Annotated in this window: 22 protein-coding genes and 2 tRNA genes; 16 read left to right on the plus strand and 8 right to left on the minus strand. The window is 65.3% G+C overall.

Annotated features, from left to right (window positions below; translation table 11 throughout):
* Window positions 1-13 precede the first annotated feature (13 nt).
* The 4 genes from QQ25_RS30910 to QQ25_RS02680 all read left to right on the plus strand — a co-directional run bounded on the left by QQ25_RS30910 (window position 14) and on the right by QQ25_RS02680 (window position 2,012).
* Window positions 14-98 (plus strand) — tRNA-Ser (locus QQ25_RS30910).
* An 11-nt stretch (window positions 99-109) separates the two neighbouring features.
* Window positions 110-183, plus strand: a tRNA-Arg gene (locus QQ25_RS02670).
* A 96-nt stretch (window positions 184-279) separates the two neighbouring features.
* The gene (locus tag QQ25_RS02675; protein WP_052235577.1) at window positions 280-876 is read left to right on the plus strand and encodes a QsdR family transcriptional regulator; all 597 of its coding nucleotides are present in this window, start codon (window positions 280-282) and stop codon (window positions 874-876) included.
* A complete protein-coding gene (locus QQ25_RS02680) occupies window positions 873-2,012 on the plus strand; it encodes a serine hydrolase domain-containing protein (RefSeq protein WP_052235578.1) in 1,140 nt (379 codons plus the stop codon). Before QQ25_RS02675 ends, QQ25_RS02680 begins: the two co-directional genes overlap by 4 nt.
* Before the next feature lie 37 nt (window positions 2,013-2,049).
* Here the strand turns inward: QQ25_RS02680 and QQ25_RS02685 are convergent, their stop codons facing one another.
* Genes QQ25_RS02685 through QQ25_RS02695 form a run of 3 tightly spaced genes read right to left on the minus strand, consistent with a single transcriptional unit; the run spans window position 2,050 to window position 4,759 of the window.
* Window positions 2,050-2,934: an NAD(P)H-binding protein gene (locus tag QQ25_RS02685; protein WP_039376982.1), complete on the minus strand. Its 885-nt coding sequence runs from the start codon at window positions 2,932-2,934 to the stop codon at window positions 2,050-2,052.
* Between the two features lie 24 nt (window positions 2,935-2,958).
* Entirely contained in the window at window positions 2,959-4,071 is a 1,113-nt protein-coding gene (locus QQ25_RS02690; RefSeq protein WP_039376983.1) for a sensor histidine kinase, read from the minus strand.
* On the minus strand, window positions 4,064-4,759 hold the full coding sequence (locus QQ25_RS02695) for a response regulator transcription factor (RefSeq protein ID WP_039377727.1): 696 nt from the start codon (window positions 4,757-4,759) through the stop codon (window positions 4,064-4,066). Before QQ25_RS02695 ends, QQ25_RS02690 begins: the two co-directional genes overlap by 8 nt.
* An 88-nt stretch (window positions 4,760-4,847) precedes the next feature.
* Between QQ25_RS02695 and QQ25_RS29685 the strand changes: the two genes are divergently transcribed.
* The 5 genes from QQ25_RS29685 to QQ25_RS02720 all read left to right on the plus strand — a co-directional run bounded on the left by QQ25_RS29685 (window position 4,848) and on the right by QQ25_RS02720 (window position 7,797).
* Window positions 4,848-5,375 carry a hypothetical protein gene (locus tag QQ25_RS29685; RefSeq protein ID WP_052235579.1) on the plus strand — a complete coding sequence of 176 codons (528 nt, stop codon included), beginning with the start codon at window positions 4,848-4,850 and terminating at the stop codon, window positions 5,373-5,375.
* 166 nt (window positions 5,376-5,541) lie between these two features.
* Window positions 5,542-5,856 (plus strand): hypothetical protein, encoded by a 315-nt coding sequence (locus tag QQ25_RS30780; protein WP_131546069.1) that lies wholly within the window; start codon window positions 5,542-5,544, stop codon window positions 5,854-5,856.
* A gap of 120 nt (window positions 5,857-5,976) precedes the next feature.
* Window positions 5,977-6,363, plus strand: a complete 387-nt coding sequence (locus QQ25_RS02710; protein WP_162627848.1) for an ANTAR domain-containing protein — start codon at window positions 5,977-5,979, stop codon at window positions 6,361-6,363.
* 117 nt (window positions 6,364-6,480) lie between these two features.
* A complete protein-coding gene (locus QQ25_RS02715) occupies window positions 6,481-6,732 on the plus strand; it encodes a hypothetical protein (RefSeq protein WP_039313068.1) in 252 nt (83 codons plus the stop codon).
* 150 nt (window positions 6,733-6,882) lie between these two features.
* On the plus strand, window positions 6,883-7,797 hold the full coding sequence (locus QQ25_RS02720) for a ribonuclease Z (RefSeq protein ID WP_039313867.1): 915 nt from the start codon (window positions 6,883-6,885) through the stop codon (window positions 7,795-7,797).
* 319 nt (window positions 7,798-8,116) lie between these two features.
* Here the strand turns inward: QQ25_RS02720 and QQ25_RS02725 are convergent, their stop codons facing one another.
* Window positions 8,117-9,586 (minus strand): glyceraldehyde-3-phosphate dehydrogenase, encoded by a 1,470-nt coding sequence (locus tag QQ25_RS02725; protein ID WP_039313071.1) that lies wholly within the window; start codon window positions 9,584-9,586, stop codon window positions 8,117-8,119.
* 163 nt (window positions 9,587-9,749) lie between these two features.
* Here QQ25_RS02725 and QQ25_RS02730 point away from each other — a divergent pair, with 163 nt between their 5' ends.
* Window positions 9,750-10,928: a phage tail sheath family protein gene (locus QQ25_RS02730; RefSeq protein WP_039376988.1), complete on the plus strand. Its 1,179-nt coding sequence runs from the start codon at window positions 9,750-9,752 to the stop codon at window positions 10,926-10,928.
* Window positions 10,929-10,959: 31 nt separating this feature from the next.
* Here the strand turns inward: QQ25_RS02730 and QQ25_RS02735 are convergent, their stop codons facing one another.
* Window positions 10,960-11,931: a L,D-transpeptidase gene (locus tag QQ25_RS02735; protein WP_234711831.1), complete on the minus strand. Its 972-nt coding sequence runs from the start codon at window positions 11,929-11,931 to the stop codon at window positions 10,960-10,962.
* A gap of 90 nt (window positions 11,932-12,021) precedes the next feature.
* On the opposite strand from QQ25_RS02735, the gene QQ25_RS02740 reads away from it, so the two are divergent.
* The 4 genes from QQ25_RS02740 (at window position 12,022) to QQ25_RS02755 (ending at window position 15,038) form a co-directional block, all read left to right on the plus strand.
* Window positions 12,022-12,750: a DsbA family protein gene (locus QQ25_RS02740; protein WP_039376990.1), complete on the plus strand. Its 729-nt coding sequence runs from the start codon at window positions 12,022-12,024 to the stop codon at window positions 12,748-12,750.
* Window positions 12,747-13,643, plus strand: coding sequence for a cytochrome c biogenesis CcdA family protein (locus QQ25_RS02745; RefSeq protein ID WP_039376992.1), 897 nt, complete (start codon window positions 12,747-12,749; stop codon window positions 13,641-13,643). The genes QQ25_RS02740 and QQ25_RS02745 overlap by 4 nt, the downstream gene beginning before the upstream one ends.
* An 85-nt stretch (window positions 13,644-13,728) precedes the next feature.
* Complete coding sequence (locus QQ25_RS02750) at window positions 13,729-14,100, plus strand: BlaI/MecI/CopY family transcriptional regulator (RefSeq protein ID WP_039313079.1); 372 nt, start codon at window positions 13,729-13,731, stop codon at window positions 14,098-14,100.
* Complete coding sequence (locus tag QQ25_RS02755; protein ID WP_234711832.1) at window positions 14,097-15,038, plus strand: M56 family metallopeptidase; 942 nt, start codon at window positions 14,097-14,099, stop codon at window positions 15,036-15,038. The genes QQ25_RS02750 and QQ25_RS02755 overlap by 4 nt, the downstream gene beginning before the upstream one ends.
* A 12-nt stretch (window positions 15,039-15,050) precedes the next feature.
* Here QQ25_RS02755 and QQ25_RS02760 read toward each other — a convergent pair whose 3' ends face one another.
* The 3 genes from QQ25_RS02760 to QQ25_RS02770 all read right to left on the minus strand — a co-directional run bounded on the left by QQ25_RS02760 (window position 15,051) and on the right by QQ25_RS02770 (window position 16,864).
* Window positions 15,051-15,470, minus strand: coding sequence for a DUF5313 domain-containing protein (locus QQ25_RS02760; protein ID WP_039313085.1), 420 nt, complete (start codon window positions 15,468-15,470; stop codon window positions 15,051-15,053).
* Between the two features lie 90 nt (window positions 15,471-15,560).
* Complete coding sequence (locus QQ25_RS02765; protein WP_101906367.1) at window positions 15,561-16,187, minus strand: DsbA family protein; 627 nt, start codon at window positions 16,185-16,187, stop codon at window positions 15,561-15,563.
* 77 nt (window positions 16,188-16,264) lie between these two features.
* Window positions 16,265-16,864 carry a TetR/AcrR family transcriptional regulator gene (locus QQ25_RS02770; RefSeq protein ID WP_039376997.1) on the minus strand — a complete coding sequence of 200 codons (600 nt, stop codon included), beginning with the start codon at window positions 16,862-16,864 and terminating at the stop codon, window positions 16,265-16,267.
* 93 nt (window positions 16,865-16,957) lie between these two features.
* Here QQ25_RS02770 and QQ25_RS02775 point away from each other — a divergent pair, with 93 nt between their 5' ends.
* Window positions 16,958-18,562, plus strand: a complete 1,605-nt coding sequence (locus QQ25_RS02775) for an FAD-binding protein (RefSeq protein WP_039377000.1) — start codon at window positions 16,958-16,960, stop codon at window positions 18,560-18,562.
* A 67-nt stretch (window positions 18,563-18,629) separates the two neighbouring features.
* Window positions 18,630-19,607, plus strand: a complete 978-nt coding sequence (locus QQ25_RS02780) for a glycoside hydrolase family 6 protein (RefSeq protein WP_039313096.1) — start codon at window positions 18,630-18,632, stop codon at window positions 19,605-19,607.
* The last annotated feature ends 2 nt before the right edge of the window (window positions 19,608-19,609 follow it).

The raw sequence follows: 19,609 nt of genomic DNA on the forward strand, positions 1-19,609 counted from the left end.
GACAACCACCGTCGCACCTGCGGATGCGTGAGCACGAGTTACACCCGGAAAATCGCTGGGACCGGCGAAGGTTGGCGGTTCGAGTCCGCCCAGGGGCACGGCACGGGATGCCCGCGTAGCTCAAATGGAGAGAGCGCCTGTTTACGAAGCAGGAGGCTGCTGGTTCGAGTCCAGCCGCGGGCGCGCACGCCGGCGTCCTTCCAGCGGGTGTTCACGATGTCGAAGCGTGGATGCAACGTATGCTTGATTTGATGCATCATATGTGACTATGTTGCATGCATGAGTGTTCCCGGTCACAGTGGCGCCGGATGCGATCAGGCGATCGATGTCGCGCGCCGGAGGTTTCTCGCCGGCGAGCGGATCGACATGCAGAAGCTCGCTGCCGAACTCGGTGTCGACCGGTCCACGTTGTTCCGCTGGGTCGGCAATCAGGATCGGCTGCTGGCGACCGTGCTGTGGTCACTGGCTGAGCCGACCTATCGTGCCGCGGTCGGTGCGACCAAGCGCCGCGGTGCCGCGCGCATCGCCGATTCGACGGGCATCTTCGCCCAGGCGCTCATCGACGCACCGTACTTTCGTACGTTTCTTCGCCGCGAACCTCAACGGGCGCTGCGTGTGCTCACCACGAAGGCCAGCCCGGTGCAACACGAAATGATTGCTGCCGCAGAGCGTCTGGTGCAGCAAGAGTCAGATCGCGGCAACCTGGTCCATCCGATGTCGGCGCACGACCTGGCATATCTCATTGCCCGTATCACCGAATCGTTCGTCTATGCCGACATCATCACCGGCGAACGCCCCGATGCGGCCAAGGCCGCTATCGCGGTGGCAGCTCTGCTCGGCGACGCCACCTACCAACCGAAAGGCATTTCGTCATGACCGTGCATGGGCACTGTGGCTCTGAGTTTGGCTTGCTCCGGACGGAATTCGAGAAGAACCTCACCTCGGGTGAGGAACTGGGCGCATCGATCGTCGTCGACGTTGACGGTGATGTCGTGGTCGATCTGTGGGGCGGGTTCCGTGACAGCGAACGAACGCGGCCATGGGAGGCTGACACCATCACGAACGTGTGGTCGTCAACAAAGACGGTCACGAGTCTGGCGGTCCTGATGCTGGTGGACCGTGGCCTGCTCGATGTCTACGCGCCGGTGGCGAAGTACTGGGCCGAATTCGCAGCCAACGGTAAAGATCGCATCGAGCTTCGCCATCTGCTTTCGCACACCTCCGGTGTCGCTGGCTGGGATCAACCGTTCGACCTCGATGACCTGTATGACTGGGAGCTGGCGAGCTCACGTCTGGCCGCCCAGGCACCGTGGTGGGAGCCGGGAACGGCATCCGGATATCACGCACAGAACTTCGGTCAGTTGCTCGGTGAAGTCGTTCGCCGCGTCACCGGGACAACGCTCGCCCAGTTCGTCGCGGACGAAATCGCCGGGCCGTTGGGCGCCGATTTCCAGATCGGTGCGCGCGAAGCGGACTGGCCGCGTATCGCCGATGTCGTTCCGCCGCCGCCCCTTCCGATAGACCTGAACGCGCTTCCCGAGGACAACCTGACGCGCAAGGCCCTGGGCACCCCGCCGCTGGACGCGGGCGCAGCGAACACCGCAGCATGGCGGCACGCCGATCTGGGTGCCTACAACGGGCACGGCAACGCCCGTTCGCTGGCTCGCATCATGTCGGTCATCGCGCGCGGCGGGACAGTCGACGACATCAGCTTGTTGGGGCAAGACACGATCGACCTGATCTTCGAGGAACAAAGCAATGGGCCCGACGGCGTGCTCGGAGTTCCCCTGCGCTTCGGCATGGGCTACGGACTTCCCCAAACCGCCACGGTCCCGTTCATCCCCGACGAACGGATCTGCTTCTGGGGCGGTTGGGGCGGATCGATGGTCGTCATGGATCTCGACCGTCGGATGACGGTCACCTACGCGATGAACCGAATGGGCGGCGGCCTTCTCGGATCCCCGCGCAGCGAGGCCTACCTAAACGCCGTCTACAAGACGGTCGACGCCTGATCGTCATGTTTTGTTTCCGTGGTTCCGACGACGGTACCTAGGTCCACGCGCGGTCTCGCCATCGCCAGGCATTGTCGTGGACGAATTCGGCCAGGCTGCGCGGCTCGCGGCCGAGCAGCCGGCTGACGTCGTGGGTCAGTGGCTGGTTCGCGCCGAGACGCGTCAGGGTGTACACCGCACACATGAAACCTATGGTGTCCCAACCGACTCCGCGTGTGCGCAAGCGGTGGGCAAAGGTGATCAGCCCTGGGTGGGTGTAGTTGACGTCATAGCCCAGTTCCATGGTTAACGTCGCTGCTACCTCATTCATGGTCAGTGCGGCCGGACCGGTGAGGTGGTAGACGGCATCGGTGTGGTCCTGCGGTTGGGCCAATACTGCAGCGGCGACATCGGCGGCGTCGCGGGCATCGATGAAGGTGGTGCGGCCGCGGCCGGCGGGAATGAACAGCTCCCCGTGGTCAACAATGTCCTGACCGTGCGTCGAGATTTGTCGGTGCAGGTTCTGCATGAAGAAGCTGCACCGCAACACCGTCCAGGAAAGCCCGCTGTCTCGCAACGCTTTCTCAACCTTGTAGTGCGGTATGAACCTTGCCCGGTCCGCACCGAACACGGAGACGTAGACGACGTGCCGACATCCGGCCTTCTCGGCTGCGGCGATGAACGGGATGATGGCGTCGCGCGCGGCACGGTTACCGGGAAGCGGGAACAGCAGGAACAAGCAATCCACGTTCGACAGCGCGCGGTCCCATGTCGACCGATCGAAGAAGTCCAGTGCGACGACGTCGGCGGAGCCGCTGCCAAGCCTTGCCTTGAGCTCGCTCGGGTGTCTGCTGGCCACTCGCCATGGGCTTCTGGCTTCACGGTCAAGCCGGTCCACCAACTCGGAGCCGACGTTGCCAGTGGGCCCGGTTATCAGCAGCATGCACAACTGTAGCGCCACCGACTCTCAGGGCCGCATGGTGAGACCTCGCAGTTGCACTGTGACGCACAGGCCGCCGTCGGAACGTGGTGCGAGGGTGAGGGTTCCGTCGTGTGCTCGGACGATGCTGTTGACGATCGCCAAGCCGAGGCCGACGCCTGCTTCGTGGGTGCGGATGCGTTCGGCGCCGCGCTGAAACGGCTCGACGAGGGTGGATACCAGTTGCGGAGTGAGCTTTTCGCCGGTGTTCTCGACCGTGAGCACCGCGGTGTCGGCGCGGACGCTGGTCGTGACCCACGCGGTGCCGTGCTCCGGCAGGTTGTGGACGATTGCGTTGTGCACGAGGTTCGTCGTCATCTGCAGCAGGAGTGCGGATGAGCCGATGGCGGGCGTCGTGTCGCCGGAGGTCTCCAGAGTGATGCCGTGGCGTTCAGCCAGGGGCAGAAGGGTTTCCGTAGCTTCCTCGGCGATGAGGGAGAGCTCGACAGGTTCTCGGGTGAAAGACCGTTGGTCGGTGCGGCTGAGCAGAAGCAGCGCCTCGGTGAGGTCGATCGCTCGGGTGTTCACGGCGTGGAGGCGTTCGATCAGCTCGGCGCAGTCGGTGCGGCGATCCTGACGGGCTACGTCGAGGAGGGTCTGCGTGATGGCCAGCGGAGTCCGCAGTTCGTGGGAGGCGTTGGCGGCGAATCGTTGTTGCTCGGCGACGTGGGTTTCGAGGCGCTCGAGCATGGTGTCGAAGGCGTCGGCGAGTTCGCGGAGCTCATCTCGACGGCCTGACAGCCGGATTCGGTGCGTCAGGGATCCTTTCGAGGCCATCCGGGTGGCGGCGGTGATACGGGTCAGGGGTGCGAGCATCCGGCCGGCCAGAATCCACCCGCCCGCCAGACCGAACACCAGGAGGAACGCCATCACGGCGGCAGCCCTCGGAGCGAACACGTGCAGGAGCCTGGACCGGATGGGGAAGACATCGTTGGGGAAGGGGATGTCGGTGCTGCCCGGGATGATCATCATCCGATCCGGGACGTAACGCAGGAGGAACGCCCAGACAGCGGCGAGCAGCAGGGTGCCGGCGAGCATGAGGAATCCGGCATAGCTGAGGGTGAGTCTGAGTCGAAGGCTCAATCCCGGTGCTCTATCCATGGTTTCGTTCCTCGCGTCCGGAACCGGCCGCGGTGTCGATGCGGTAGCCGACGCCGGGCACGGTCGCGATGATCCAGGGTTCGCCGAGGCGTTTGCGCAACGCTGAGACGGTGATGCGTACCGCGTTGGTGAATGGGTCGGCGTTCTCATCCCAGGCCCGCTCCAGCAGCGCTTCAGCACTGACCACGCCCCCCTCGGCGGCGACCAGGACCTCGAGCACCGCGAACTGCTTTCGGGTGAGGGCGACGTAGCGGCCGTCGCGGTAGACCTCGCGGCGGAACGGATCCAGCCGCAGGCCGGCGATCTCCCGCACCGGCGGCCGGTTCTGGGCGCGCCTGCGGTCGAGTGCTCGCAGACGCAGCACGAGTTCGCGCAGTTCGAAGGGTTTGGTCAGATAGTCGTCGGCGCCCAGTTCGAACCCCGAAGCCTTGTCGTCGAGCCGGTCTGCGGCGGTCAACATCAGGATCGGCGTGCCGCTGCCCGATGCAACGATACGTTCGGCGATCTCGTCGCCAGAGGGCCCAGGGATGTCGCGGTCGAGGACGGCGATGTCGTAGGTGTTGATGCTCAACAACTCCAGCGCCGTTTCCCCGTCGCCGGCGATGTCGGCGGCGATCGCCTCCAGACGGAGACCGTCGCGGATGGCCGTCGCCATGTAGGGCTCATCTTCGACGACCAGCACACGCATGCTCTCCAAGCTACGAGCCGCCGCATATCGCCGGCATATCGAAAATCGCATACGCGCCGACAACACCACCGGGCCTTGACTGACCGCCATGACAAACCACAACTCAGCACACACCCGCCGACCGCTCGTCACCCTCGCCTTGGCCACCGCGATCGGCTCGGCCGGCATGGCCATCGCCGTCCACGCCGGCGCTGACCCGGCCGGTCAGGAACGAGCGGTGAAGTACTCCGAGTGCATGCGGGCCAATGGTGTCGCGGACTTTCCCAACCCGGACACCGAAGGCCAGTTCCCCTACGGAGGCATCTCAGTGTCGAAGGTGACCTGGCAGAAAGCCGTCGATGCGTGTGCGGACCTGGAGCCGCCGGGCTGGTCTGCGGGCGCCGGGCGTACTCCCGCACAACAGGTCTCGGCACTCAAGTTCGCCGAATGCGTACGCGAGCACGGGGTTCCGGACTTCCCGGACCCGGCGACCGCACGTGACCCCCTCATCGACACCTCGAAGATGCGCGGCGATGTCAGCGCCGACAGCATTCCGGAGCTGAAGCCCGCGGTGGCGGCATGCAACAGCCTTTTCACCGCCGCGCTCCCGCCGTTGGGAACTGGCCGGCCGGGCTGACCGGGGCTCAACGCATCGCCTAATCCACGGCCTGCGGGCCACTTGCACCGACCCTTGATCAGTGCTATAAGAAAATTATGTCCTCAGGCACAGATCTGATGACCGAATGGCCGAAGCGCCCAATTCGCATGTGGCTCTGATAGCACTGGGAAAGGGGGTGTGTGAGATGACAGCCGCAACCCAACTGTGCCCTGCCGTGCTCGACGAGGCGGCGGCGATCGTGCAGGCCGAGTGGATGCGCCTCGGACACGGGCAGGAGCATGCGGGCGCGGCCGCGGGCACGCTCGCCGAACTTCCGGCGCCCGCCTACCCGCGGCCCAGCGTGTGCGTCCTCACCGCTATCTCGCGCCCGGGCCGGACACCGCCGAATTGGGCAGGAGGCGGGCCCGAATGGCGACGGCCCGCACAACAGGTGTGGCCGACGCAGCGCTCACCTCCGGCTGAACCGGTCGTGAAACACCGTGAGCGCCAACGGAGGTGATATTCACAGGCTCGATGATCAATTGCTGACGACACCGCGCACCCCACCTATGCAACACGATGCGGTACGGCACCAGGGCCGACGCATAGCGCCACTCGGGGTGGCACATATCGGTGAGGCGTGCGTGGTGTCGTCACGACTCAGGGCGTTCTTGTCGTATTGCTGTGTGGAGGTGCAGTTCTGGTGTACATCGACGGTGGATGGCCCGATGATCGGCGCGCAGGCGCGAGGGCGCTCGATACAGCCAAGGGCATTGTGGTGGCCCTGCGTCGATGCAACACGCACGAAGCGTTCGCCGACATCGTAGAGAAAGCTCATCGCCATCGCGTGGGTCCCATCTGCCTCGCGGAGGCTCTCGTCGCGATCGCCCAGAACGCTCCCACGTGCCACCTCGACGGCGACGCCGTCACAGCGGCGCGCGCGATGTGGATGGAACTGCGCCGTGCCGAAGCCGATACAGCCGAAAACACTTACCGGGAACCCGTTCTGGACTCGGCAACTACCTGATTTCGTCTGGTCCTGTGCGCGACGATGGAGTGGCGCACCAGGCCGCGCGAATAAGGCGGACAGCGAACGGGCATAGCTAAGGGAGAGCCACAACGCACGAGGGACGAGGAAGCACCGATGACAATTTCGGCTGATGACGTACGACGGCTGCTGGCCTCAGATATGGCTGACGCTGTGCTGGTCCTGATCCAGGGCCACACCGATGTGGTGCCCGCTGAACAGCTCGATACCGATGACTACCGTGGCGCACTGCGGGTGATTTCGCGGACAGATCTGATCAACCAGGCCCACGGAGTGCAACTGTCCGAAGATCAGATGGCGGAGCAGGCGGCCAAGCTGGATTCCGCGATATCGAATCTCGGGGCCTAGTCTCCATTTTCGCGGTCTCAGACTGTCCGGCGCACCGCAGCCTTGTCGCCATCGTCGATGTTTCCGTCCGAGAGACTCACCGACGCCAGTACTTCGGCCATGTTGGCATAGATCTCCGGTGGCATGGCACGCAGGCCTACTGTCGGAATGGTGTCGGTCCGCGAGTTGGTCGTGCTCGGTACCTCCAGCCAGGTGCCCACCCGTCACCGCAATCACAACGGTTACCTGCTGCGCTGGGACGGTGAGGGCCTGTTGTTCGACCCGGGGGAGGGAACTCAGCGTCAGCTTCTGCTGGCCGGTGTGTCGGCCGGCTCGATCACTCGGTTGTGCCTCACCCACTTTCACGGCGACCACTGTCTCGGCGTTCCCGGAGTGCTGCAACGCATGTCGCTGGACGGCGTGCCGCATCCGCTGAGGGCTTACTTCCCGGCGTCAGGGCAGGAGTACTTCAGTCGGCTCAGGCGGGCCAGCATCTTCCACGACACGCTCGACGTCCGCGAACACCCGATAGATGCGGATGGCCCGGTCGCCGAGGATGCATTCGGCCGGCTTGAGACACTGCGGCTCGATCATTCGGTGCCCTCGATCGGTTACCGGCTCATCGAACCCGACAGCCGGCGCATGGTGCCAGAACTGCTAACACGTTTCGGCATCGCCGGACCGATCGTCGGGCAATTGCAGCGGACCGGCGAGGTGGACGTCGGTGGCCGGCGGGTGCGGCTGTCCGAGGTGAGCGAGCCGCGACGGGGACAGCGAGTCGCCTTCGTCATGGACACCCGATTGTGCGATGCGGTCTTCGCATTGGCCGAGGACGCCGATCTGCTGGTGATTGAGGCGACGTTCCTCGACTCGGACGCCGAACTGGCCTCGCGCTACGGGCATTTGACCGCCCGGCAGGCCGGGCAGGTTGCCGCGGCCGGCGGAGTGCGACGGCTCGTGCTCACCCACTTCTCGCAGCGCTACGAGGATGCCGCTCGCCACCGTGACGAGGCGGGAGAAGTCTTCGACGGCGAGGTGATAGTGGCTGAGGACCTGATGAGGATCCCGGTTCCAAGGCGAGCGTGAGGGCGGTCGCTCGCCCAGTTGCAGGATGTCAATGATTTCACCAGATTCGTTACATCTTGTAACTCTTGCCTGGTGGGCGGGCGACCTAAGGTCGCAGTTGTGCGCGATCACCGATCAAGGTGATGGCACCGCAAGACCGTCAGTTCGTCTGTAGAGGTTGCTTCATGAGTGGTGTTTTCGAGCGGCTGGCAACTGCCATGTACATAGCGATGACGGCAGCGTTCTTGGGGCTGGCGTTTTCGGCCCTCGTCGCCGCCCTTATCGCTACCGCACCGCTCAAGCTCTTGAGCTCTTGGCGTTGATCGACAGGCAAGCTTGATTACGGAGTGAGCAAGGCCGTCTGATCCGCCTCGGCTCCGATCCGCGGATAGGTCGGGTACTCAATGCCTGACAGGTACTGAACCGTCCGCACCACCTGACTCGAATAACCGAATTCGTTGTCGTACCAGACGTAGAGGATCACGTTCTCTTCGTCCACGATCGTCGCGTTCGCATCGATGATGCTCGCCGCGCGGGAGCCGATGAAGTCGCTGGACACGGCGTCGGTCGCCGCGGTGAAGTCGAGGTTGCGGCTCAACGGCCCCGACAGGGACGCCTGACGCAGGTACTCCAAGGCGTCCTCTTTGGTGGTCGGGCGGTGCAGTTGCATGTTGAGGATCGCCACCGAGACGTCCGGTGTGGGAACGCGGATCGAGCTTCCGCTGATCTTGGCCTTCAGGTCCGGCATCGCCTTGGCGACCGCGGACGCGGCACCGGTTTCGGTGAGCACCAGGTTGAACGGAGCGGACCGGCCACGGCGGTCGGCCTTGTGGTAGTTGTCCAGCAGGTTCTGGTCGTTGGTGAACGAGTGCACGGTCTCGACGTGACAGCGCGCGATGCCGTACTCGTCGTCCATCGCCTTCAGCGGCGGGACGATCGCGTTGGTCGTGCACGACGCGCACGAGAAGATCTGCTGCTCGAGATCGAGCGTGCGGTGATTCACCCCGTGCACGATGTTCGGCACATCGCCCTTGCCCGGTGCGGTCAGCAGGACCTTGGCGATGCCGGGGCGCAGATGCTTGGACAGGCCCTCGCGGTCGCGCCATTTGCCGGTGTTGTCGATCAGGATCGCGTTGTCGATGCCGTACTGCGTGTAGTCGACGGCCGACGGGTCATCGCTGTGGATGAATTTGATGACGTTGCCGTTGGCGATGAGGCAGTTGTTCTCGTTGTCGACCTTGATCGAGCCGTTGAACTGGCCGTGGACCGAGTCGCGGCGCAGCAGCGAGGCCCGCTTGGCCAGGTCGCCGTCGCCGTTGCTGCGGATCACGACGGCCCGCAGGTTCAGGCCGTTGCCGGATCCGGCCTTCTCGATGAGCAGCCGCGCGACGAGCCGGCCGATGCGGCCGAATCCGTAGAGGACCACGTCACGAGGGCCTTGCGGGGCGATCTTGTGTTCACCGGTGACGTCGCTGAGCGCCTGCGCGGTGAATTCGGGCACGGACAGGCCGGCACCGCCGGCGCGGTAGGCCATGACCAGCAAGCCGAGGTCGATCTTGGACGGGCCCAGGTCCAGATCGGCCAGCGCCTGTAGGAAGGGGAAGGACTCTTCGACCGACAGCTCGTCGCCGCCGACCTGTCGAGCGAAGCGATGGGTCCGCAAGATGCTGATCACGGACTTGTTCACCAGCGACCGGCTGTGCAGCAGGACCGTCACGCCCTTCGCCCGGTGCAGGGTGCCGATGATCGGGATCATCGCCTCCGCGAGTGCTTCTTGGGCATTCCAACGGGCGAGTTCTGGCGAGTTCAAATCAAGCGTCCTGTGGGTCGTGTGGGCTGGCCCTCGGGTGAGTAGCGCTTCGATGGTAACGATTGGCTGATCTCACAAAACGCCACGGTATGGCGGTGAGAATGAGCAGTGGCGCAGGTCACAGGTGCGATGATGGGAACCGGGTGGGCCGAAAGGGGTTCTCATGCCGGTGCCGGAGCAACCTCCCGGGGTCGAAATCGATGAGCTCGGTGTCCACCCGATCACCGGCGCGGCGACGTCGATATGCGCATTCGTCGGAGCCGCTCCGAGTGGCCCTGTCGAAGATCCGGTGGGCGTCGATTCCTATGCCCAGTTCGAGAGCGCGTTCGGCGGGTTGTCGGCTGACAGCGGTCTCGGATATGCCGTGCAGGATTTCTTCGCCAACGGCGGAGTCAACGCCATCATCGTGCGTCTGGTACCCGCCGACGGCTCCGTGCTCTCGGAAACCGACTACGTCGGCGTGGGTTTCGAGGACGCAGAGAAGGGCATCTATGCCCTGGCCAAGGCGGACCGGTTCGCACTGCTGTGCTTGCCACCACCGGTCCCGGGCGGCGATCTGCCGCTGGATGTGTGGCCGGCGGCGCTCAGCTTTTGTGCGCGACGCCGCGCGGTCCTGCTCGTGGACCCGCCCGTCGCGGCGACACCCGACACCGTTCGTGGTTGGCCGGCCGCTCGTGGTCTGACCGGGGACGCGGCCCGCAACGGTGCGATGTACTTCCCGAGGATTCGGCGCCCGGATCCACTCCGCAATGGGGCGGTCGGCGACTTCGTACCGTGCGGCGCGGTGGCCGGGGTGATCGCGCGGACCGACGCCGACCATGGAGTGTGGAAGGCGCCGTCCAATGCCGGACTCTCCGGGGTGACCGGCTTGACCCTCGCGCTCACCGATGGGCAGAACGGCACCCTGAACTCGTCGGGAATCAACGGCCTGCGGACGCTCCCCGGCAGGGGGCCGGTGGTGTGGGGTGCCCGCACGCTGCGCGGCATCGACGCCGAGGCCGACGAGTTCAAGTACCTCTCGGTGCGACGGCTCGCGCTCTACATCGAAGAGTCGATCTACCGCGGCACCCAGTGGGCGGTGTTCGAGCCCAACGAGGAACCGCTGTGGGCACAGCTGCGCCGGAACATCGTGCAAATCATGCGAGTTTTGTTCGGGCAGGGCGCCTTTGAGGGCCACACCGATGACGAGGCCTACTTCGTGCAATGCGGTCGCCACACCACCATGACGCAAGACGACATCGACCAAGGCGTGGTCAACATCCTGGTGGGGTTCGCACCGGTGAGGCCGGCGGAGTTCGTCGTGATCCGCGTTCAACAGAGGGCCGCAGCCCCGACGGCATAGGTCGCATATCCCCGCGCTGGGCCCGTGCCCGTCATCGCAGGGCGCTGCCCCCGAGCCACTTGTCCCACGGGACACCCCAGTCGCCGTTCTGCCACACGGGCAAAGGGTCGCCGCCGGTGTTGCGCACTTCGAACACATCTCCGGGCTGGGAGAACTCGTAGAACCACCGCCCGTTGTCGGCGTTGACATTCAGGCATCCGTGCGACGTGTTGGTCTTGCCCTGCGCCCAGACCGTGCTGTCGAGTTGGTGGACGTAGATCCCGCTGTTGGTGAGGCGTACGGCGTTGCTGACGGTGAGCTTGTAGCCCAGTCGCGAATCTACCGGCAGCCCGTAGGTGGAGGAGTCCATGACGACGGATTCGGCCTTGTCCATCACCGTGTAGATGCCGGGCTGGGTCCAGAACGAAATTTTGTTGCCTGCAACGGTTTCCGACCCGCCCATGCCCATTGAGGTCGGGATCGTGCGGACCAGCTCGTCATTGCGGTAGACGCGGATCTGCTTGGTGGCGTCGTCGGCGATGGATACGTGCGATTCTCCGATACGGAACGAAACTCGGCGACCTCGGCCGGCGGCGTCGTCCGCGCCTTGGCTGTTCGCGGTCGCGACGACCTCGGTGCCCGGGCTGTAGTAGCTCTGCGGGCGCCAGTGGGCCCGCTGGTTGTCGATCCAATACCAGGAACCCTCGACGGGCGGAACGGTCTTGACTGCCAGCTGCTGTTCCGCCGCCGCACGGTCGGCAACCGGTCCGTCGAACTTCGCCACGATGACGGTGCCGACCCCGTATGTCCCACCGTCGACCAGCGTGGCGCCTGACGTGGTGGTGAAGCTGACCTGAGCCTTCTCGCTGGACGCTGCCAGCACGTAGGCGGCGCCGTAGCCGGATGAGGTGTCGGCACGCCAGAAAGACGCGGTGACGATGGCGACAAGGATGAGTGCGAGCGCCGACAGTGTTGGTGCTGGCCGCTTTTGGCGTGAACCCACCGACATCCCGGCGTCTCCCATCTGTCCCTGCGTCTCGGCGACGTAGTGTGCTAGAACGAAATACGTAGCTACGGCGTAGCTACGTAGACGAGGTTAGCATGGAGGTGCGCAGTGAATGGACGGCGAGAGAGTGTCAACAAGGAGTTCATCCTCATCGGAGGACTTGTTGTCATTGCGGCTGCCCTGATCGCCTACCTGATGATGCGTCCCGGCGACGACGCCGTCTCCGCCGGACCGTCGGTGACGTCGGTGGCAACGGACGCCGAGGCGGCCGGCGGCGCTGACGGCCGGCCTCCGGTGGAGCGTCGTCAGGCGGGTGACCCACTGGCGTTGGGTGCTCTTGACGCGCCCGTGGCAATGGTTGTGTTCTCGGACTATCGCTGCCCGTTCTGCGCCAAATTCAGCCGTGATATCGAGCCCGAACTCGTCAAGCGCTACGTCGACGCGGGCCGGCTCCGCATCGAGTGGCGCGACTTCCCGATCTTCGGCCCGCAGTCGATGTCCGCAGCACGCGCCGGACGCGCGGCAGCCGAGCAAGGGAAGTTCTGGGAGTTCAACAGAGCCGTCTACGGTGCGGCACCGGAGCGGTCGAAGGCAGACCTGACGGACGGCGCCTTGATCGAGTTCGCCAGGCAGGCCGGTGTTCCCGATATCGGCCGATTCACCGCGGCGATGCGCGGAAACGCCTTCGACGCCGCCATCAATGCCGATCTCGCACAGGGCACGGGGATCGGCGTCCCCAGCACTCCGGCATTCCTGATCAACGATGTGCCGATGCTCGGTGCGCAGCCCACGGAAGACTTCGTACGCGCCATCGACGCAGCGCTGGCCGGCCGGTGAGTGGCGTCGGTCTGTTCGGAGCCTTCCTCGGTGGGTTGGCTTCCCTGCTCAGCCCCTGCTCGGCCCTGCTCCTGCCGTCGTTCTTCGCGTACGCCTTCGACCGGACCCGCCTGTTGATCCGACGCACGTTCGCGTTCTGGCTGGGTCTCGGTGCGGTGCTGGTGCCGTTGGGTGCCGGCGTCGGGCTGTTGGGCAGCGTCGTCACCCGCTATCGCAGTGAAGTCGCCACCATCGGTGGGCTGGTGTTGATCGGGTTCGGACTGATGACGTTGCTGGGCAAGGGATTCGGCCTGTCGTCCATGCAACGGATGACGGCACGGATCAACATCTCCGGCACCGTATCGGTGTTCGCATTGGGAGCTGTCTACGGACTGGCGGGCTTCTGCGCGGGTCCACTGCTGGGCGCGGTCCTGACCATGTCGGCGATGGGGGCGGACCCGGCCTACGGGGCAGTGCTGATGGGCGTTTACGCCCTCGGGATGGCCGCGCCGTTGTTCCTGCTCGCCTGGTTGTGGGATCGCTTCAACCTGTCGAAGCGGACTTGGCTACGGGGGCGACCGATACGTCTGGGCCGGCTGGAGACCCACACCACCTCGCTGCTCACGGGAGCGGCATTCATCATTCTCGGTGGGGTGTTCCTGTTCACCGACGGCACCGCGAGTCTCGGTGGGGCGCTGTCCGTCGACGCGCAGTACGACCTGCAAGTTTGGCTGGGTCGCCTGTCGTCGAGCGTCAGCGATCCCTGGCTGATCCTGGGCGTGGTGGTCGCACTCATCCTGTGGCGGTCAATTCGGTTGTGGCGGAAGCGAGTCGGTTCGCGAACCCGCATTGCGGAATCCCCCGCGGTGGAGGCCGATTCCTCCGTCAGCGGGATCGGGAGCGCTACGAAATGAGCGGAGCAGCTACTATCGCGCTACATAGGTTTGATGCGCGAGGCCGGGAAATGATGACGGCGCACCTTGGCGGGCGGTAGTGGGTATGGGAATAAAGGGATTTGGCGATCTCGAAGCTGTGGTGATGGAAGTGCTCTGGTCACGTACGGAGCCTTCCACGGTGCGCAGTGTGCACGATGAGCTCGTCACCAAGCGCCAGATCGCCTACACCACGGTCATGTCGACGATGGACAACCTGTTTCGAAAGGGTTGGCTGCAGCGGGAGAAGGTTGGTCTGGCCTACAGCTACCGGCCGGTGATGAGCCGCGAGGAACATTCTGCGCAGCTCATGCGCACAGTGTTCGAATCCGGCGGTGACAGCGAGCTGATCCTCAACTTCTTCCTCGAACAGATCGTTGACGATGACTCGGTGAAGCTCCGGCAGGCGCTCAAGCGATTCACCGATGGGCGGTCATGATGAACGCGGTCACGTTTCTCCTCGGCTACGCGATGGCTTTGAGCTGGCTGGCGCCGGTGCTGTTCACCGGCCCGATCTCGGCCGGCGTTCATCCCAGGCTCTCGGTAGCGGGTTGGCTGGTGGTCGTCGCCACCGCGTCGTTCGCATGGGTGGCGGCGTTGGTGATCCTCATCGTGGGTGCCGCCCACAGCCTGATCACTCGCAGCGCGCCGACGTTCTGTGTCGAAACACTGGGGATCGCCAGCGCGGTGACGTTGCCGCCCACCGTGGCAACGGTATTGGTCGTCGCCCTGCTTGCAGTCACTGCCGCGGTGGCGACCAACACCACGCGCCGGGTGATCGTCACGCTGTACAGAACGCGCCGCGCCAATGGCCGGCACGTCGAAGCGGTCCGGATCATCGGCAGGCCCACCGAGCATGATGGCGTCGTCGCCATCCCGGCTGACCAACCAACGGCATACTGCGTATCCGGTGGCCGGCGGCGCGCCATCGTCGTCACCACCGCCGCCCTGGAGTTACTGGATCCGCCCGCGCTGGCCGCGGTTCTGGCTCATGAGCGGGCTCATTTGCGTGAGCGCCACCACCTCATCATCGGTTTGCTCAGCACACTCGCCGCTGCGCTGCCGCGGTTGCCCCTGACGCGCGCGGCGGCGCGGGCGGTACCCGCACTACTGGAGATGTGCGCCGACGATGCCGCTACCCGCAGGCATGGCCGGGAGCCGCTGTTGGCCGGTCTCGTCACGTTGAGCACCCGGCTCCGCCTCCCGGACGGCGTGCTGGCCGCGACCGGCACCGCGGTGGCCGACCGGGTCACCCGCCTCTTGCAACCCCGGCGGGCGGTGTGGTGGCATCCACGGTCGATGGCGATGGTGCTCATCGTCATCGGGACTGCCGCCGGGCCCGCCTTCGCGCTCGCGTTGTGCACCCTGCAGCCCTAGCCCGCGGGTGGGTCAGATGTCGCCGCTGCTGCTCGGGCCGGTGCGCGGTCCGTAGCGTTCGGCATAGGCCTGGTGGATGTGCGCGTTCTTCTTGCGCGACAGTTCATCGATGAGCGCCGGGTTCAGGCCGTGCTTGACCAGCATGTGACGCCGCCACACCTTGTTCAGTGCGTGGGAGAAGTACACGAACGGGATGAAGATGGGCACCGTCATGCTGGCGTGCAGGTACAGCGACATCGGGATGAACCAGATCGGCGCCAGGACCAGGATCGCCGGGATCGCGACGCGGACCATCATCCGGATGGTGGCGCCGGGGCCTGCCAGGTCATTGGCCACCCACTCGCGCATCGAGTCGGGCAGCCGCTTGCCGTAGCAATATCCGATGTATTGCAGCGGGCCCGGTTTTGTGCGTGGGGTTTGGCCGGTGGGCATTGCTGAAGGGTATCGGTCCCGTCGGCACATCCCGACGGTCAGGCGGGTCAGACTCTGGCGTCGACAGCGTCGGGGAGCGCCGTCAGGTGCTCAGCGTGGCAGTCGATCGAGCCAATCGGAGTTTCCGTCGACCGATTCGCCGTCGATGACCACCATCGGCACTCCGGAGTCGGGAAGCTGCCGCAACAGTGGCAGGTTGTTGGCGGCGATGGCATGTCCGTCGAAGGGGATGGGGAGCCCCAGTTTGATCATGTCCTGCGCCGACGACGGGGCGCCGGCGCGATCGGCCAGGCCGGCGAGCTGATCGTTGCTCAGATCGGTCGGGCCCTCCTCCTTCGGTTGCTGATCGGCGGCGAAGATCTGCTCGATGAACCGCCACGTGATGTCGCTCGACTTGGAGTGATCGGCGACGATGAAGGCCGCATAGATCGCGCGGCTGTCGTAAGTGCCACTGGCGGAGTACTTTTCGAGAAAATTGACGAGCCGCAGATTGATGTGGAGCTTGCCGGTCTCGATGCGACGGCCGATCTCGGCGCCCTGTTCGCGGACCATCTTCCCGCTGTAGGGACACAGCGGATCCAGATAGAGGTCGATCTGGCCCGGCGCGGCCGGGTCACCGATCGAGAGGACGTCCCCGGCCGGAGAGGCTTCGGCCGCGTACGCGCGTCCGACGCCGGGACCCCACATCAGAACCGCCGCCAGTAGGCCCAGGGCCATGAGCATCGAGATGACTGGTGGCCGGTGTGCAGACCGAGTTCGCGCGTGGCTCATGGGTTCCATCATGTCTGAACGGATCAACTCGACGGCGCGAGCCCGTTCTCGATGAGGTGCATGACCTCGTCGGCGACCTCGTCTTGGGTCTTCTCGGAGTTGATGACGTTGTGCAGCATCGCGGTCATCATGATGGCGCCGAAGATGCTGATCGCCGTGCTTTGTGGGTCGGCGAGCCTGCGCAATGAGCCGTCGGCGGCGCCCGCCTTGAGCACTCGTGCAATCGGGTCGTAGAACGCCTCTTGGACCGCCATCGCGAGTTCGGGCAGTCGAATCGCGCGGCCGAGGTCACCGACGAGTGCCTGGGCGGTGCCCGAGCGGTTCATGGTGTGCCCAACCTGGACCTGGATTACCGCGGCCAATCGGTCTCTGCCCAGACCGGGGGCGTCGGCAACCTCGGCGACCTCGCGTGCGAGCGCATCGAGGGAATCCCGAAAGAGGAAGGCCAGGATGTCGTCCTTGCCCTTGAAGTAGTAGTACAGCGTTGCCTTCGGGACGCCCGACGTGGCCGCGATGTCCTCGATCTTGGTCTTCGCGAGGCCACGGGCGGCGATGAGGCCCGTCGCGGTGTACAGCTTCTCGGCCACCGCAGGGGGCACTGTCCGCCCGGTCTGTTCAGCCACGAGCGCAGTCTACGAGCGTCCTTGCGGATAGTTTGTACTTTGAGTACAAACTATGAGTTCAAGAGTGACGGTCGATCACTTTCAGGGAGAGCCATGCCAGAAGCCCACACAGTCGATGTCCTCGTGGTCGGATACGGAGCCGCCGGGGTCTGTGCTGCCCTGGAGGCGCGGTCGCGAGGTGCCGACGTATTGGCTATCGACCGATTCAATGGCGGCGGCGCAACTCAGGTGTCCGGCGGGATCATCTATGCCGGTGGCGGCACCTGGGTGCAGCGTCAAGCCGGTGTGGACGACAACGCCGATGCGATGTACGCCTACCTGCAGGCTGAGATCGGCGATGCCGTGCGACCCGAAACGCTCCGACGTTTCGTCGACACCAGCCCGGCGATGATCGATTGGCTCACCGAACATGGCGTGCCGTTCGAAGCGTCGGTGTGTCCGTACAAGACGTCCTACCCGAACAACAAGTACTACCTGTACTACTCGGGCAGCGAGAACTCCGGGCGTTTCCGTGCGATCACGCCGCCGGTGCAACGAGGTCACCGGGCCAAGGGGCCGGGCGCTTCGGGCAAGAAGATCTATCAACCTCTGGCCGAATCGGCGGCGACCCACGGAGTCCGCACGCAGTTCCACACTCGCGCTGTCGCGTTGTTGACCAACTCGGACGGCCGGGTGATCGGCGTGCGCGCCAGCACGCTCGCCGATGCGCCGGCCTGGGTCCGCCACCGCTATCGCGCGTATGCCGAGCTCGCGATCAAACCGGGCATCTACTACCCGCCGCTGCGGGCCGCGATGGAGAAGCTCCTGAACCGCCTGGAGCGCAGGTATGCCCGCACGGTCGACATTCATGTGCGCCAGGCGGTCATCCTCAGTGCGGGCGGCTACATCGCGAATCGTGAATGGATCGCCGAACACGCGCCGCAGTACCGCGACGGGCTTCAGCTCGGCACCAGTGCCGACGACGGCGGCGGAATCACTCTCGCAGCCGACGTCGGTGCCGCCGTCGATCGCCTCGACAACGTCTCGGCCTGGCGATTCATCACCCCACCGAGCGCGTTCCTGGGCGCGCTCGTCGTCAACGAAGGTGGACAACGATTCATCGACGAGACCCGCTACGGCGCGGCCGTCGGTCACGCCATGATTCAAGACCACGGCGGCCGAGGCTGGATTCTGGCGGATCAGCGGCTGCTCGACGAGGCACGCGCGCAGCTTCCCACGCAGGCGATCTGGTTCCAGCGCCTGCAGATGGAAGCCATGCTGCGCACCGACCGGGTCGTCGGGGACACCCTGGAGGAGGTGGCGGCCAAGGCCGGCGTCGATCCAACGGGCCTGCGGGCCACAGTCGAGGCCCACAATGCCGCGGCCGCGGGCGGCCTGCCGGATCCGCTGGGTAAGCCCGCCGAGTTCGTGCGGCCCGTCGAGCAGGGGCCGTTCTCGCTGATCGCGATCTCCGTCAAGCGCAGCCTGATCAACCCGTGCCCGATGTTCACCCTCGGCGGCTTGATCGTGGACGAAGATACCGGGTCAGTGAAAACGCCTGCAGGGCAGCCGATTCCCGGGCTGTATGCGGCGGGACGCACTGCGATAGGGATCTGCGCGAACTCCTATGTCAGTGGGCTGTCGCTGTCCGATTGCGTCTTCTCGGGGCGGCGGGCCGCAGCGCATGCCGTCGAACTGGAAGCCGCACCGTCGCCGTAGGGGGCTGTTGCGGCTTCCGGGCAGCGACTGGCGCTTATCGTCTCGCCCCATTACCTTCCGTGAGGTGATGTCCTCAGCTGCTGGCGCAGTCGCGCGGTTGGTCGCCCCTTTCCTGACAGTTGCCGCCGTGGTCGGCGCGGGTCTCGTTGCCGAGCCGGCGCCCATGGTGCGCCTGGCCAGTGACGGCAACCCGCTGGAGGGGCATTCCTTCTACGTCAATCCCTCGTCGAAGGCCATGCGCGCGGCACAAAGCGACCCGAGCCCCGAGCTGCAGGCGATCGCCAATACTCCGACGGCGTACTGGATGGACAACGTCTCCAGCCCGGCGGTGGACGCCAAGTACATCGCCGCGGCCCAGGCCGCCGGCACCATGCCGATCCTGGCGCTGTACGGCATCCCACACCGTGACTGCGGAAGCTATGCCGCGGGTGGATTCGGATCGGCAGGTGCTTACAAAGGTTGGATCGACGGGGTGGCCGCCGCCATCGGTGGTGGGCCGGCCGCAGTCATCCTCGAACCAGATGCGCTCGCCATGGCCGACTGTCTGTCGGGTGATCAGCGCGAGGAACGCTACAACCTGATGAGCTACGCCGTCGACACCCTGACCCGCAACCCGGGCACCGCACTGTATGTCGATGCGGGTCACTCCCGTTGGGTGGCCGCCGATGAAATGGCCAACAGGCTCAACCGGGTTGGTGTGGCCAAGGCGCGCGGATTCAGTCTCAATACCGCCAACTTCTTCACCACTGAAGAGGAAATCGGTTACGGCGACGCGATTTCGGGCCAGACGGGTGGCAAGCCCTACGTCATCGATACGTCGCGCAATGGTGCCGGACCGGCCGAGGGCGAGATGTACTGGTGCAACCCCAGCGGCCGGGCCCTCGGCGCAGCGCCGACCACGGCGACCGGAAACGGCAACGTCGACGCCTTCCTGTGGGTCAAGCGTCCCGGCGAGTCCGACGGCTCGTGTGGTACGGGCGAGGCATCCGCGGGAACCTTCGTCAACCAGTACGCCATCGATCTCGTCCGGAAGGCGCACGGGTAGCC

Origin of the sequence: Mycolicibacterium setense (genome assembly GCF_000805385.1) — a bacterium.
Lineage (GTDB): Bacteria > Actinomycetota > Actinomycetes > Mycobacteriales > Mycobacteriaceae > Mycobacterium > Mycobacterium setense.

Excerpts from the sequence above, each read along its gene's own strand:
- QQ25_RS02675 (WP_052235577.1), top strand. The coding sequence starts at position 280 with ATGAGTGTTCCCGGTCACAGTGGCGCCGGATGCGATCAGGCGATCGAT.
- QQ25_RS02680 (WP_052235578.1), top strand. The coding sequence starts at position 873 with ATGACCGTGCATGGGCACTGTGGCTCTGAGTTTGGCTTGCTCCGGACG.
- QQ25_RS02685 (WP_039376982.1), bottom strand. The coding sequence starts at position 2,934 with ATGCTGCTGATAACCGGGCCCACTGGCAACGTCGGCTCCGAGTTGGTG.
- QQ25_RS02690 (WP_039376983.1), bottom strand. The coding sequence starts at position 4,071 with ATGGATAGAGCACCGGGATTGAGCCTTCGACTCAGACTCACCCTCAGC.
- QQ25_RS02695 (WP_039377727.1), bottom strand. The coding sequence starts at position 4,759 with ATGCGTGTGCTGGTCGTCGAAGATGAGCCCTACATGGCGACGGCCATC.
- QQ25_RS29685 (WP_052235579.1), top strand. The coding sequence starts at position 4,848 with ATGACAAACCACAACTCAGCACACACCCGCCGACCGCTCGTCACCCTC.
- QQ25_RS30780 (WP_131546069.1), top strand. The coding sequence starts at position 5,542 with ATGACAGCCGCAACCCAACTGTGCCCTGCCGTGCTCGACGAGGCGGCG.
- QQ25_RS02715 (WP_039313068.1), top strand. The coding sequence starts at position 6,481 with ATGACAATTTCGGCTGATGACGTACGACGGCTGCTGGCCTCAGATATG.
- QQ25_RS02730 (WP_039376988.1), top strand. The coding sequence starts at position 9,750 with ATGCCGGTGCCGGAGCAACCTCCCGGGGTCGAAATCGATGAGCTCGGT.
- QQ25_RS02735 (WP_234711831.1), bottom strand. The coding sequence starts at position 11,931 with ATGGGAGACGCCGGGATGTCGGTGGGTTCACGCCAAAAGCGGCCAGCA.
- QQ25_RS02750 (WP_039313079.1), top strand. The coding sequence starts at position 13,729 with ATGGGAATAAAGGGATTTGGCGATCTCGAAGCTGTGGTGATGGAAGTG.
- QQ25_RS02755 (WP_234711832.1), top strand. The coding sequence starts at position 14,097 with ATGATGAACGCGGTCACGTTTCTCCTCGGCTACGCGATGGCTTTGAGC.
- QQ25_RS02760 (WP_039313085.1), bottom strand. The coding sequence starts at position 15,470 with ATGCCCACCGGCCAAACCCCACGCACAAAACCGGGCCCGCTGCAATAC.
- QQ25_RS02765 (WP_101906367.1), bottom strand. The coding sequence starts at position 16,187 with ATGGCCCTGGGCCTACTGGCGGCGGTTCTGATGTGGGGTCCCGGCGTC.
- QQ25_RS02775 (WP_039377000.1), top strand. The coding sequence starts at position 16,958 with ATGCCAGAAGCCCACACAGTCGATGTCCTCGTGGTCGGATACGGAGCC.
- QQ25_RS02780 (WP_039313096.1), top strand. The coding sequence starts at position 18,630 with ATGTCCTCAGCTGCTGGCGCAGTCGCGCGGTTGGTCGCCCCTTTCCTG.